Genomic DNA, 13,466 nt, shown 5'->3' with positions numbered 1-13,466 from the left:
TCATGGTCGATAACGCAAGGGAAGCCGCGCACCGTGCGGCCTCCGATGCCGAACAGATCGCCTGGGTCGACGAGCAGGACAACCTGCTCGGCGCCCTGGTCCGCTCCGATTTGCGCGAGCGCGGGCTGATCGGGCGCGGCACCTACATCATGTTGTTCAACTCCGCTGGCGAGTTGTGCGTGCACCGGCGCACCCTGAGCAAGGCAATCTATCCCGGTTTCTGGGACGTGGCGGCGGGCGGCATGGTGCTCGCCAGTGAAACCTACGCCGAATCGGCGGCCAGGGAACTGGAGGAAGAACTGGGAGTGAGTGGTGTGGAACTGACCGCCCATGACCACTTTTTCTTCGAGGACACCGGCAATCGCCTCTGGTGTTCGGCGTTCTCGGCGGTGTGGGACGGCCCATTGATCCTGCAACCGGAAGAGGTACTCGAAGCGCGCTTTATCCCCATCGATCAGGTCATGCTGGAAATCGAGCAAAAGCCTTATTGCCCGGACTCTCTGGCCGCGTTGAAGCGCTATTTGCGTTCACGCCGGATCGACGTCGCAAAACAGCTATAAATTGGCGCCGATTGGCTCTTAGCAATCGGCGTTTTTGCCGTTACACTGCGCGACCTTTTCAAACTGAACCGGCGCTCCTTTAGTAGGGACATCCGGCTCAGTAGCGCTGCCCCTGCCTGAGTGGGGCTTCGCGGTCGATAGCCTTCCCAAGTGCTGCGACCAGTCTTTGTCCTCCGAAGAGGATTGCCGGTGGCCAAAAAAGCCGCATCCTTCGCCGCCCTGGGCGGCCTGGTATTTTCCACCGACGCAGGTCGTCATTGCCCGGAATGCAGTAAACCGGTGGACGCCTGCATCTGCAAACAGACCGTTATCCCGGCCGGCGACGGCATCGCGCGCGTGCGTCGCGAAAGCAAGGGCCGTGGCGGCAAGACGGTGACCACCATCACCGGCGTGCCGTTGGCTGAAGACGCGCTCAAGGAACTGGGCACAACGTTGAAGAAACGTTGCGGTACCGGTGGTGCGTTGAAAGACGGTGTCATCGAAATCCAGGGCGATCATGTCGAGCTACTCTTGGCAGAACTGATCAAGCTCGGTTTCAAAGCGAAGAAGTCCGGCGGCTAGCAGCCTCTGTGAAAACCACCCGCGGCTTGATCCGGTCCTGATGGCATTCAGGTCTGGCGTCGTCACCATGGTTTTCACAGAGCCTGTTCATGACCGGTTTCTAAACTCACTGCGGTCGGCGGGGTCTACAGCCTCGTTGACGAACCGTCATTTTCATTCTTTAGACTGCGCCGGCCTGAACCCAGGCGACGCACTATGACTTCTTTATAGGGGACTTCGATGTCCGTACGACGCACACGCAAAGACGATGGCAGCCAATGGACAGTTGCGGACAGCCGCAGTGTTTACGGGATTCGCCATTGGGGGGCCGGGTATTTCGCGATCAATGACGCCGGTCGCGTCGAAGTTCGTCCGAACGGTCCGAGCAGCTCGCCTATCGACCTGTACGAGCAAGTCGACCAGCTGCGCAAAAGCGGCCTGTCCTTGCCGTTGCTGGTCCGTTTCCCGGACATCCTGCAAGACCGCGTGCGTCAGCTGACCGGCGCGTTCGATTCGAACATCGAGCGTCTGGAATACCAGAGCAAGTACACCGCGCTGTACCCGATCAAGGTCAACCAGCAAGAAGCGGTGATCGAGAACATCATCGCCACCCAGAACGTTTCCATCGGCCTGGAAGCCGGCTCCAAGCCTGAGTTGCTGGCGGTGCTGGCGCTGGCGCCGAAGGGCGGCACCATCGTCTGCAACGGCTACAAGGACCGCGAGTTCATTCGCCTGGCGTTGATGGGCCAGAAACTCGGCCACAACGTGTTCATCGTGATCGAGAAAGAATCCGAAGTCGGCCTGGTGATCGAAGAAGCCAACTCGCTCAAGGTCAAGCCTCAGGTAGGCCTGCGCGTGCGCCTGTCGTCCCTGGCCTCGAGCAAGTGGGCGGACACCGGCGGCGAGAAATCCAAGTTCGGCCTGTCGGCGGCACAACTGCTGTCGGTGGTCGAGCGTTTCCGCGCGGCGGGCCTGGACCAGGGCATCCGCCTGCTGCACTTCCACATGGGTTCGCAGATCGCCAACCTCGCGGACTACCAGCACGGCTTCAAGGAAGCGATCCGTTATTACGGCGAATTGCGCAACCTCGGCCTGCCGGTGGACCACATCGACGTCGGCGGTGGCCTGGGCGTGGACTACGACGGTACGCACTCGCGTAACGCCAGTTCGATCAACTACGACATGGACGACTATGCCGGCGTCGTGGTCGGGATGCTCAAGGAATTCTGCGATGCGCAGAGCCTGCCGCACCCGAACATCTTCTCCGAAAGCGGCCGTTCCCTGACCGCGCACCACGCCATGCTGGTGATCCAGGTGACTGACGTCGAGAAACACAACGACGACGTGCCACAGATCGAGAACAAGGAAGCGCTGCCGGAAACCGTGCAGTGGCTGGTGGACCTGCTGGGCCCGACCGACATCGAGATGGTTACCGAAACCTACTGGCGCGCCACGCACTACATGAGTGATATTGCCTCCCAGTACGCCGACGGCAAGCTGACCCTGGCCGAGAAAGCCCTGGCCGAGCAATGCTACTTTGCCGTTTGCCGTCGCCTGCACAACTCGTTGAAGGCGCGCCAGCGTTCCCACCGTCAGGTGCTGGACGAACTCAACGACAAACTGGCCGACAAGTACATCTGCAACTTCTCGGTGTTCCAGAGCCTGCCGGACACCTGGGCCATCGACCAGGTCCTGCCGATCATCCCGCTGCACCGTCTCGACGAAGAGCCGCTGCGTCGTGCGGTACTGCAAGACCTGACCTGTGACTCCGACGGCAAGATCAACCAGTACGTCGACGAGCAGAGCATCGAAACCAGTTTGCCGGTGCACGCGCTGAACGAAGGTGAGGACTACTTGCTGGGTGTGTTCCTGGTCGGTGCCTACCAGGAAATTCTTGGCGACATGCACAACCTGTTCGGTGACACCGACTCGGTGAACATCTACCAGAACGCCGATGGCAGCGTGTACCACGCCGGTATCGAAACCCATGACACCATCGAAGACATGCTGCGCTACGTGCACTTGTCGCCGGAGGAGCTGATGACTCACTACCGCGACAAGTGCGCCAGTGCCCGCATCAGCGCCACCGAGCGCACGCAGTTCCTCGATGCCTTGCGTCTGGGGCTGACCCGTTCGTCTTACCTGTCTTCTTGAGGTAAGGCGCCGCGCACATCAGGTTGTCTGAAAATTCTCCGTACGTTGCGGAAAACTCAGATGGCCTGGTGCGGCGCTTCTTCTTTTTCAAGCGAAATGACCCACAGACCGGGCTATCCAAGCGATGTGGTCTTCTTTTCGCGTAGGTCATTTCCTAAGTTGTACTTCGGCACTCTACTCGGCCATGTCTCTCAGCGAGAATCCCCGACCGCCCCTCCTGTAGAGAATCGCCGATGTTCGATCCAGTCAACGAGCCTCCATTTCGTCTGGATGTAGCTGGTCTTCCCGACCCCTTTGAGGTCTTGGCCTTTACCGGCAGTGAAGCCATCAGCGAGCCGTTCGTATTCGACCTGGAACTGCTGATCGATGACCCGGTGCTTGACCTTGCCAGTTTGCTGTACCGCCCGGCCTCCCTGCATTTCGGGCCAGCCGGATGCCACGTGCATGGACAATTGCATGAACTCGTCCAGCGTGATCATGTCTCGGGAACCCGACTCTGCCAGGTGCGCCTGGGGCCAAAACTGGCTTGTCTGGCCCAGCGCTTCAGCCAACGAATCTTCAGTGCCCGTTCCGTGCCGCAAATCCTTGACCAGGTGCTCAAGGAGCACGGTATTACCGGCAAGGATCGACGCCTGGAACTGGGCGGCGAATACCCTCCCCGGGATTTTTGCACGCAATATTGCGAGTCAGACCTGCAATTTCTCCAGCGACTGTGCGCCGAGGAACGACTTCACTACCACTTCGAACACCTCGCCCGCGGGCACTGTGTTGTGTTTGGGGATGACCAGCAGCATTTTCCAACCGGCGAACCTGCGGTATTTCGCAGCGAGGGCGATCGGCCGGCGGTGCGGCAGTTCGAACGTCAGCGCTGCGGTGGGACAGCGGCGCAGTGTGCCGAATGCCGCACGGACCTGGCGACCTTGCGCAGCGGTCGGCTGATGCCGCTGTCCGGTCATCCGGTTGCCGATTGCAATCGGCTCTGGCTGCTGACCCGCGTCGAGCATTGGGGCCGCCAGGATACGCCGACGCCTTACCACAATCAGGTCCGTGCCCTGCACTGGCGGGCACCCTTCGAGCCACCCTGTGCGACGGTCAAACCACAGATGCATAGCCTGCAACGGGCGTGGGTCGTCGAGGTCGATGAACCAAGCCCCGACCCGGCAAGGCCGGTACCGGTGCAATTCGACTGGCTTTATCAGGGCGAAGGGGCGACGCCCAGTCATTGTTGGCTGCCCCTGGCCAGGCAGTTGCAGGCCGCTACGTTCTCGCCATTGCGCGAAGGAACCGAGCTGGTGGTGAGTTTTATCGAGGGCGATCCCGATCAACCGCAGATAACCGGGGTGCTGCATGCACCGGCAACGATCGAGGTGACGGACGCCGACACCCCACAGCCCATCTGTGCCCATGATGAGGGTCTGGAGCAATGGTTGCGCTCGGGAGAGCCATTACTGGTGTTGTGTCTGCTGCCCGGCGGTGGCAGCTTCAACCATTGCTCACAGGCGTTGTGCACCTGTCGTCTGGTGACGAAGCTTGGCCAGAGCTCTGGAGCATGAGCACCACACGCACGCCCGAGGCACCCCCGCAGTGGTTGTTGCTGGATGTGCCGGGCACGCCGCAAGCGGGTGTCACACTTCGGCAGATGTTTGCGCAAGCCCGGTGGTACGGGTTGTTCGAGGGTACGGAGTGGCATGTGTTGCATGAGCAGGGACCGCTCCTGGTCGATCTGCGCACCTGCCCGGCACTGGCCGATTTATGCCTCGTCGACGGACAACGCTGGCCCGGATTGTTGATGGTCAGCGAGGCAGGCGCTTCGTCGTTGCTGGCGCATTTGCGGCGCATGCTCACAGTCACGCTTGGCCTGCACCGGGCTCTTTTGAGTTACTACAACCCAATCACGGCCAGCTATTTTTTCGATGCCTGCGATGCTGTTGAACTGAGTCGCTGGCTAGGGCCCATCCACCAGTTGCGCTGGTTCGGCGGTAGTTGGGCCGACCGCGCGATGGGATGTGAGGGCTGGCAGCGCTTGTCCAACCCGGGGCTGGCGATCAGCCCTTTGGCAGTCGAGGAAAGCCTCAGCGCCGGGCAACAAGGAAAACTGCAAACCTGCCTGCTCGAGCAGCATGCCTGGCGCTGGAACCGATCCACCGGTGCCGATTTCCCCCGCCTGTGGGACCATGTGCAGGAGGGGGTGGCGCTGGGTTTCAGCGAGCGCCCGGTGCTTGATGGCTGGATATGGCTACGCTTGCAGTATCCCGACGCCGTGCCCGTGCAGCCGTTGCCGGGCGGGACTCAACAGGAGCGCCTCGATAACCTGCGTCACCTGTGGCAGAACGACCGACCCTGGCCAAGAGGTCGAAATTGATGAAGAGGTCTCGGCGTTTGTCGGGGTCTCGCCCGTTCAGTGAGTACTGCCGGCGAACCATCCATCGTTACGGCGCAGGCGCCAGGCGATCATGCCGAGGGTCAGACTGCGCAGCAGCATGAACAACATGAAGGTTATCCACAGGCCATGGTTGCCTCCGCCTTGCAGTAACCAACCGAAGGGCAGCACCAGCGTCACGGTCAGCAGCATGCCGTTGCGCATTTCCCGGGCGCGGGTGGCGCCGATGAACAGGCCGTCGAGCAGGTAACTCCAGACGGCAATCAGCGGCAGTACGGCGAGATAGGGTAGGTAGACGAACGCGGTGTCACGCACACTCTGAATGTCGGTCTGCATCTCGATGAACAGATGCCCGGCGAATAGAAACAACGCGGCAAAGCCCAGGCTTGCCAGCAACGACCAGCCAACAGCCACCACCAATGAACGGCGCAGGGCATCGCGGTCACGGGCGCCAAGAGCATGTCCGCACAGGGCTTCGACGGCGTGGGCCAGGCCATCGAGGGCGTGGGCGGTCAGCAGCAGGCCATTGAGCAAAAGAGCGTTGGCGGCCACCGTGGCGTCGCCAAGCCGTGTGCCTTGCACCGTGATCAGGAAAAACACCGATTGCAGCGCCAGGCTGCGGATGAAGATGTCGCGGTTGACCGCCAGCAATGGTCGCCAACTCTGCCACAGCGCCAATGCCGCCCAGACGATGTGCCCGGGGTAGGCGCGCAGGGCTTTGCGCGTCATCAGCAAGCCGATCAGTGCACCGGTCCATTCGGCAATCACCGAGGCCCGGGCCGCACCGACCACGCCCCATTCCAGGCCGAGGACGAACCACAGGTTCAGAGCAATGTTGACCAGGTTGGTGCTCAGCAGAATCGCCAGGGGCGCCCGGGCATTCTGGGTGCCGAGAAACCAGCCGACCAGTGCATAACTGGCGAGCGCCGCCGGCAGGCCGAACAGGCGGGTATGGAAGAACTCGCGGGTCAGTTGATCTAGCTCCGCCGACGGTTGCATGAAGTGCAACGCGACCCCGCTCAACGGCATACCCACCGCACCCAGGACCACGGCCAGGCCGATGGCGAGCAGCAGGCCTTGCAACAGAATCTGCCGCAAGGCCGCGCCATCGCCGCGTCCGGCCGCCTGGGCTGCGAACCCGGTGGAGCCCATGCGCAGAAAGCCCATGGCCCAGGCGAGGAAGGTGTACAGGCTGGCCCCGACCGCAACGGCGCCGAGTTGATGGGCGTGGGGCAGGTGACCGATGACGGTGCTGTCGACCAATGCCACCAGCGGTACGGAAATGTTCGAAAGAATCATCGGCGCAGCGAGTGCCCAGACCCGGCGATGGGTAGGGCGGTCGCGCCAGTCGGCGGTCAGGTTGGACATGCAGGCTCCTTGGGGGAGCGGGCATTGTAGCGGCACATCAAGGGCAAGCCGCGATCAATTGTGGGAGCGAGCCTGCTCGCGATAGCGGTGTGGCAGACACTCATATGTTGTATGTGCCGGCATCATCGTCGGAACGCCGCCCGGAGCAGGCTCGCTCCCACAGTGATTTGTGTGGTGTCAGTGGATAATCCAGCTGAGCAACCACAGACCCAGCATTAACCAGATGATCCCCATGATGAACGACGCATTGAGAAAGGCGCGGATCGCCGACCACAGCAGTATCAGCCCGAGGATCAAGGTCACGATGCTGACGACCGAGGTATCCATGCCCAGCGCCTGGGACAGGCCTTCGACAAAATTGCTGCTGGCGTTGCTCAACAGATTGAACAGCCCGCTGAGGCCATCAACGATGAAGCGGATGATCGAGCCGAGTACCTGGCCGAGCCATTCGGAAAAACCTTCTACCTGCATGGAGTGAACGTCCTGATTAAAGAGAATTGAGTCTTGGGCTGTCGATCATGCTGCCGAGTTCCCACAAGCATAGAGGGTTGCACAGATGAGCATGCATCTTCTGCCCCTTGCCTTCACCTGTGATCCCCCCGAAGCTATACGCCTTCAGGAGAGCCCGATGAACCTTGTTGAACTGACCGAACGCCTGCACGCCATCCGTGACCGCAATGACTGGCAGCAATTTCACAGCCCGAAAAACCTGGCCATGGCCGCGAGTGTGGAAATGTCCGAGCTGGTGGAAATTTTCCAGTGGCTGACCGAAGACCAGTCACGCCAGTTGCCGGCGGACAAACTCGCTCACGCCGGGCAGGAAGTCGGTGACATCGTGCTTTATCTTTTGTTGTTGTGCAGCGAGCTGGGCCTGGACATGGACGCCGTGGTGCGCAGCAAACTGGCGGACAGCGAACGGAGGTTCAGCTGATGAGCGACCGTCATTTCGATCAACTGGCGACCCGTTTCGCCGAAAAAATCTACGGCGGTGCCAAAGGGGCGATCCGTCTGGCGGTGTTGCAGGCCGATCTGGCCGAAACCTTGCCCGACCGGCCGCTGCGTGTGCTGGACATCGGCGCCGGCCTTGGCCACATGTCGTTGTGGCTGGCCCAGCGCGGCCATCAGGTGACCCTCGCCGAGCCGGCCGAGCCGATGCTTGAAGGCGCCCGCCAACGTTTTGCCGAAGCCGGGCAGAGCGCCACGTTCATTCAGGCACCCTGGCAGGAACTGCTCGGGCAGCTCACCGAACCCTACGACCTGGTGCTGTGCCATGCGGTGCTGGAGTGGCTGGCCGAACCCCACGCCATCCTGCCGGTGCTGCATCAACTGACCAAGGCCGACGGCTGGCTATCCCTGGCGTTCTACAACCGTGACGCGCTGATTTATCGCAACTTGCTCAAGGGCCATTTCCGCAAGATGCGCAAGAACGACATGGCCGGCGAAAAGCAGAGCCTGACCCCGCAACAGCCCCTTGATCCGCGCGAGCTGGCGGCGCAACTTGAAGGTCTGTGGCAGGTCGAAATACAGAGTGGAGTGCGGGTTTTTCACGATTACATGCCGGTGGAATTCCAGGCCCGCGCCGAGCTGGCGGACCTGCTGGAAATGGAACTGGCCCACCGTCGTCATCCAAGCTTTGCCGGGCTTGGGCGTTACTTGCACTGGATCTGTCGGCCTGTCTGATCGGAGCACGCAATGAAAAATCATTCAGGTGTACTGGTGTTCTGCCTGGGGCTGGCCGCTTGTCAGGGCAGCAACCCTTATGTCGCCACATCCAACCCCTTGCCACCGGCGCCACCCCAGGCCGCCAACACCTTTGACCGCAGCGCTTACCCGGCAGCCCCCCGTGACTATGGACGCTACCGCAGTTGGGCGTGGCTCAATGGGCATCTGCCACCGGGCACCGCCTGGGCCGACTCGGCGCAGATCGCCGAAGCGGTCAGCAATGCGCTGGATCAGCGGGGTTTGCGTCCGCTGCATGACAATCGTCCGGCGGACCTGTTTGTCAGCGCCGACCTGCGGATGGAAACCCGCTTGCGTCAGGTTCGGGACGACTATTACGGCGGCGGTTATGGTGGCTACAACGGCTACGGCCCTGGATATGGCGGATATGCCACCGTGCCGATCATCCGTACCTATCAGGAGCAGGTCGTGGTCGTGCAGGTGGACATGTTTGACGCCAAAAGCGGTCAGCCGATATGGAGCTCCAGTGCTGAAACCGGCAACCGGGGCAGCGAAAGCGAGAGGGCCGATGCCATACGGGAGGCTGTGGAAAAGGCAATGTCGGCGTATCCTCCTAGTTAGCTTCTTGTAGATAAGAAGCATTCCACAGGATCATGTCTTCAACCGGAGAATCATCATGTTCCGCCGTTTTGTTTTACTGGCAGTGGCCGCGCTGCTCAGTGCCTGCGCCGCCAACCAGGTCAATCATGACTTCGACGCCAGCCGCGACTTTGCTGCCTATCGCAGCTGGACCTGGAAAGAACCCGCCCTGCAATACCGTCCCGATGATCCACGGATCAAGAGCGACCTGACCGAACAGCGCGTCCGTCAGGCGGTTGCCGATCAACTGGATCAGCGCGGTCTGCGTCCGGCCGCCGCAGGTGCCAAGGGTGACTTGAATGTGCAGACCTACCTGATTGTCGAAGAGCGGCAGCAACAGGTGACCACCAATTACGGCGGCGGCTGGGGTAACCCGTGGTATGGCTACTACGGCGCACCGATGTACAACGAAACCCGCAATGTCAGCTACAAAGTGGCGACCATTCAGATCGACCTGCTCGATGGCAAGGACGGCAAACTGGTGTGGCGCGGCAGTGACGAGCAGATACTTAGCCGCACGCCGAACCCGACGGATCGTCGTGATGCGATCTGGGAAACGGTCACGCGGATATTGGCCAACTATCCACCGCATGCATCCTAGAATCAGCTGGCTTCTCAACCCCTGTGCTCTCACGGGGGTTTTTTGGATGGTGTACATATCCGTTGCTGCGGTAACGGCGGCTTATGGTTTCGCCCTTACGGCGAGTCCCTTTTGGCAAACGCCCCAAAAGGAACCAAAAGGTCTCGCCCCGAACGTACGGCCCCTCGCTGAGGCTCGGGGTTCCTTCGCTCCGGTATTCATCCGGGGGCATTGCCCTCCGGTCTGCTTCGCGACGACCTACATGCAATGAGTTCGACTGCGTCGAACGGCGCTGCGCGCCCATCCCCGGATGAACACCTCCACTCAGCCTCCCGAGGGGGCGGGTGGATCAAGATCAAAAGCTGCAGGCGAGCTAACGCTCGGCCTGATGAGTGGTGAGGAGCAGCGGGTGTGCGCCGCTCTGCCTTTGCTCTTCTGTGTGCGAGCTTGCTCGCGATGGCGGCCTGTCAGCCGACCAACCCTGTGTAGTTTTCCTCAAGTCCCGAGGAAACCTCCGACATGTTTTTCAGGTTGTCCGTCGGAAGCGCGATCTCTAGCCTTTGTCTGTCGCTGCAAAATCAGTGATCGGGTTTGGTCGCCCGGGTTTAGAATGGCGCACAGTGCCGCGCGAGCGGCATTTTTGTGCTTGCTTAATGGCGAGCTGTGCGTGGGAGGGCCCAGGCCCTGCCGGGTTTCCATTCCCTGGTCGACCAACCTGCGTACGGTTCGCCACCCTTCTGCTTGGTCGCAGTGATGGCGAACTCCAAATTCAAGAATGGAGCTTCACCATGTTCAAACCCACCCCAAATCCACCCGAAACCGACGACGTTTCCCCCTATCAATCCCCCCACTCAAACAAACTCCACGAAGCCGCCGACCGCGCCCTCGATCACTACCTCAATCCACCCATGCAACCAGTCACCCACAAGCCCAGCACGATGTTCGTCATTGCCCCGGACATCGACACCGAGACCCTGCTGGCCCACGCTTGTGAATCACTGGCGTCGGCGAGTGTGATGGCGAGTGATTTCGCGGGGTTTCTGGAAGGCTCGCAGCGCAATACGATGCTGGGGATTGCGCAGGTGATCATGCTGGGTGAGCTGGCGGTGAACCGGGCGCTGGACAATCTCGATCCGCAAGACTGACCACGCAGCTTTTGTGGCGAGGGAGCAATCTCCCTCGCCACAGACATCGGCTTTATCAGGATCAGGCAACCGGCCGCCAGTGCCCGACCATATGCTCAAGATCCCCGGCACCCACCAATTGCAGTTCCCCGCTCGGTCCCGGCGCACTGGCCAGCAACGTCACCTCACTGGGTAACCGTACCGGCTTCTTGAACTGCACTGCGATCTCGACATTCGCTGTCGGCAGGTGCCCGGCCAGCGCAGCCAGCGTGCGTGCCTTGTTCCACAGGCCATGAGCGATTGCGGTCGGGAAACCGAAGAGCCGGGCGCTGGCCGCGCTGAAGTGAATCGGGTTGTAGTCGCCGGACACCTTGGCGTATTGCCGGCCGATGTCCGAGGGCGCTTTCCAGTGTTCGATCTCGATCAAGGCCAGACTGGTTTCCATTTGCTCTTCGAGCGGTTCGCCCTCGAGTTTGACGCCGCGACAGAGCATCCTGCTTTCTGCTGCCCACAACGGGCCCAACTGATCGTCGAGGCTGGTCAGCAGATCGAACGTCGCGCCTTTGGCGTGGGGTTGCAGGTTCTGCACTTGCACGCTGACGCGCACCCGACTCACCCCGCCCATGGGGCGCAGTACACGAATGCGATTGCTCAGGTGGATCAGGCCCAGCAGCGGGAACGGGAAGTCCCTGGCCGTGAGCAATTGCATCTGCAAGGCAAACCCGAGGATGTGCGGGTAAGTCGGCGGCAGCAGGCCGTTGTCGGCGAAACCACAGACCTTGCGATAAGCCGCCAGGCGCTTGGGGTCGACTTCGACCCAGCAACGCAAACCCGAATCGGGCAGGCGGCTGCCGGTGATTTTTCGCCGTGTCGCCGCTCGTGCGTACAACCCCGGCAGGCTGGGTTCGCGGTTGAGTGTGTGCCAGTCGGTGATCATCCTTAAGCCCCCAGAACGTTTTGCCCACACACGCGCAACGCTTGCCCGGTGAACGCGCCGGTGCCCGGTTGCGCGAGCCAGGCCACGGTCTCGGCGACGTCCTGCGGCAGGCCGCCCTGGCCGAGGGCGCTCATGCGGCGTCCGGCTTCGCGCAGGCCGAAGGGAATGCGCGCGGTCATCTGCGTTTCGATGAAACCCGGCGCCACGGCGTTGATGCTGATGCCGCGCTCGTGGAGCAGCGGCGCCCAGGCTTGCGCCAGGCCAATGAGCCCGGCCTTGCTCGCCGCGTAATTGGTTTGCCCGCGATTGCCGGCGATGCCGCTGATGGACGCTAGCAGGATCACCCGGCCGTTGTCGTGCAGGGTGCCGTTGTCGAGCAGGGCTTTGGTCAGCACTTGCGGCGCGTTGAGGTTGACTGCCAGCACCGCGTCCCAGAATTCCGGGGTCATGTTGGCCAGGGTTTTATCCCGGGTGATGCCGGCGTTGTGCACCACGATGTCGAGGCCGTCGGGCAGCTGTTCGATCAACTGCGCGGCGGCGTCTTCGGCGCAGATGTCGAGGGTGATGCTGCGCCCGTCGAGGCGCGCGGCGAGGGCTTCGAGATCGGTTTTGGCCGGCGGCACGTCGAGCAGAATGACGTCGGCACCATCGCGGGCCAGGGTTTCTGCGATGGCGGCACCGATACCGCGTGCTGCGCCGGTGACCAGTGCCTTGCGCCCGGCGAGCGGGCGCGTCCAGTCGGTGACTGGCGTCGCGCACGGATTCAAGCGAATGACCTGCCCGGACACGAAGGCGCTTTTCGGTGAGAGGAAAAAACGCAGCGGGCCTTCCAGCTGCGCCTCGGCACCTTCGCCGACGTAGATCAATTGCAGGGTGCCACCGCTGCGCAACTCCTTGGCCAGCGAACGGCTGAAACCTTCCAGGGCCCGCTGGGCACTGGCGGCGAACGGGTCGCGCAGGGTTTGCGGATCACGCCCGAGAATCACCAGATGCGCACAGTGTTCGAGGTTTTTCATCAGTGGCTGGAAGAACTCACGCAGTTGCTTGAGCTGATCGGTGTGCAGCAGGTCACTGGCGTCGAACACCACGGCCTTGAGTTTCGGTCCGTGGCCGGGAATCCAGGCCGTGGCCAGCGAAGGCTCGGTGCCGTAGCTGTAGATCGCGTCGGTCAGGCGGTTGGCAAAGGCGCTGACGTGTTCCGCCAACGGCCCGCCACCGATCAGCAGTGCGCCTTCTACAGGTCGCAACCGGCCCGCTTGCCAGCGCTCCAGTCTGCTCGGTACCGGCAACCCCAGGGCGCCGACCAGGCGATGGCCGATGGACGAATTGGCGAAGTCGATATAGCGGTCAGACATGGAACGCGCTCCGAAAGCTGGGGTTCAAAGTGTGGACCATGAATGGCGATCAGTCGTTCGATCCACGAGATAAGGCCTACGCTTGGTTACAGTGTAGGAGCGAGCCTGCTCGCGATGGCGATAAGTCAGTCGCCATCAATGTAGCTGAC

14 protein-coding genes are annotated in these 13,466 nt (G+C 61.6%); 10 read left to right on the top strand and 4 right to left on the bottom strand.

The window, feature by feature from the left end:
• The first annotated feature begins 2 nt into the window (after positions 1–2).
• The 5 genes from KGA85_RS09745 to KGA85_RS09725 all read left to right on the top strand — a co-directional run bounded on the left by KGA85_RS09745 (position 3) and on the right by KGA85_RS09725 (position 5,616).
• On the top strand, positions 3–560 hold the full coding sequence (locus KGA85_RS09745) for an NUDIX hydrolase (protein ID WP_223461700.1): 558 nt from the start codon (positions 3–5) through the stop codon (positions 558–560).
• 189 nt (positions 561–749) lie between these two features.
• Positions 750–1,121: a translation initiation factor Sui1 gene (locus KGA85_RS09740; protein ID WP_008016777.1), complete on the top strand. Its 372-nt coding sequence runs from the start codon at positions 750–752 to the stop codon at positions 1,119–1,121.
• 219 nt (positions 1,122–1,340) lie between these two features.
• Positions 1,341–3,254 carry an arginine decarboxylase gene (gene speA / locus KGA85_RS09735; protein WP_223461702.1) on the top strand — a complete coding sequence of 638 codons (1,914 nt, stop codon included), beginning with the start codon at positions 1,341–1,343 and terminating at the stop codon, positions 3,252–3,254.
• A gap of 233 nt (positions 3,255–3,487) precedes the next feature.
• The gene (locus KGA85_RS09730) at positions 3,488–4,807 is read left to right on the top strand and encodes a contractile injection system protein, VgrG/Pvc8 family (protein WP_223533110.1); all 1,320 of its coding nucleotides are present in this window, start codon (positions 3,488–3,490) and stop codon (positions 4,805–4,807) included.
• Entirely contained in the window at positions 4,804–5,616 is an 813-nt protein-coding gene (locus KGA85_RS09725; RefSeq protein WP_223533112.1) for a DUF4123 domain-containing protein, read from the top strand. The genes KGA85_RS09730 and KGA85_RS09725 overlap by 4 nt, the downstream gene beginning before the upstream one ends.
• Positions 5,617–5,652: 36 nt before the next feature.
• Here the strand turns inward: KGA85_RS09725 and KGA85_RS09720 are convergent, their stop codons facing one another.
• Together KGA85_RS09720 and KGA85_RS09715 are read right to left on the bottom strand one after the other, a co-directional pair.
• A complete protein-coding gene (locus KGA85_RS09720) occupies positions 5,653–7,002 on the bottom strand; it encodes an MATE family efflux transporter (RefSeq protein WP_223543080.1) in 1,350 nt (449 codons plus the stop codon).
• Positions 7,003–7,179: 177 nt separating this feature from the next.
• Positions 7,180–7,473: a hypothetical protein gene (locus KGA85_RS09715; protein WP_110659980.1), complete on the bottom strand. Its 294-nt coding sequence runs from the start codon at positions 7,471–7,473 to the stop codon at positions 7,180–7,182.
• Between the two features lie 157 nt (positions 7,474–7,630).
• On the opposite strand from KGA85_RS09715, the gene KGA85_RS09710 reads away from it, so the two are divergent.
• From KGA85_RS09710 to KGA85_RS09690, 5 genes are all read left to right on the top strand, one after another.
• Positions 7,631–7,933, top strand: coding sequence for a MazG-like family protein (locus KGA85_RS09710; RefSeq protein WP_223461710.1), 303 nt, complete (start codon positions 7,631–7,633; stop codon positions 7,931–7,933).
• Positions 7,933–8,682 (top strand): methyltransferase domain-containing protein, encoded by a 750-nt coding sequence (locus KGA85_RS09705; protein ID WP_223461712.1) that lies wholly within the window; start codon positions 7,933–7,935, stop codon positions 8,680–8,682. The genes KGA85_RS09710 and KGA85_RS09705 overlap by 1 nt, the downstream gene beginning before the upstream one ends.
• 12 nt (positions 8,683–8,694) lie before the next feature.
• Positions 8,695–9,303, top strand: coding sequence for a DUF4136 domain-containing protein (locus tag KGA85_RS09700; RefSeq protein WP_223533116.1), 609 nt, complete (start codon positions 8,695–8,697; stop codon positions 9,301–9,303).
• A 55-nt stretch (positions 9,304–9,358) separates the two neighbouring features.
• The gene (locus KGA85_RS09695; RefSeq protein ID WP_056725261.1) at positions 9,359–9,922 is read left to right on the top strand and encodes a DUF4136 domain-containing protein; all 564 of its coding nucleotides are present in this window, start codon (positions 9,359–9,361) and stop codon (positions 9,920–9,922) included.
• A 767-nt stretch (positions 9,923–10,689) separates the two neighbouring features.
• The gene (locus KGA85_RS09690; protein WP_223461716.1) at positions 10,690–11,046 is read left to right on the top strand and encodes a DUF6124 family protein; all 357 of its coding nucleotides are present in this window, start codon (positions 10,690–10,692) and stop codon (positions 11,044–11,046) included.
• A gap of 61 nt (positions 11,047–11,107) precedes the next feature.
• On the opposite strand, the gene KGA85_RS09685 is transcribed toward KGA85_RS09690, so the two are convergent.
• Together KGA85_RS09685 and KGA85_RS09680 are read right to left on the bottom strand one after the other, a co-directional pair.
• Positions 11,108–11,962 (bottom strand): MaoC family dehydratase, encoded by an 855-nt coding sequence (locus tag KGA85_RS09685; RefSeq protein WP_223461718.1) that lies wholly within the window; start codon positions 11,960–11,962, stop codon positions 11,108–11,110.
• A 2-nt stretch (positions 11,963–11,964) separates the two neighbouring features.
• The gene (locus KGA85_RS09680) at positions 11,965–13,317 is read right to left on the bottom strand and encodes a 3-oxoacyl-ACP reductase (RefSeq protein WP_223461720.1); all 1,353 of its coding nucleotides are present in this window, start codon (positions 13,315–13,317) and stop codon (positions 11,965–11,967) included.
• Between the last annotated feature and the right edge of the window lie 149 nt (positions 13,318–13,466).

Origin of the sequence: Pseudomonas sp. GL-B-12 (genome assembly GCF_019955895.1) — a bacterium.
Classification (GTDB): domain Bacteria; phylum Pseudomonadota; class Gammaproteobacteria; order Pseudomonadales; family Pseudomonadaceae; genus Aquipseudomonas.
Note: the sequence above shows the minus strand (reverse complement) of the source record. Positions and strands in the feature narration are given on the sequence as shown.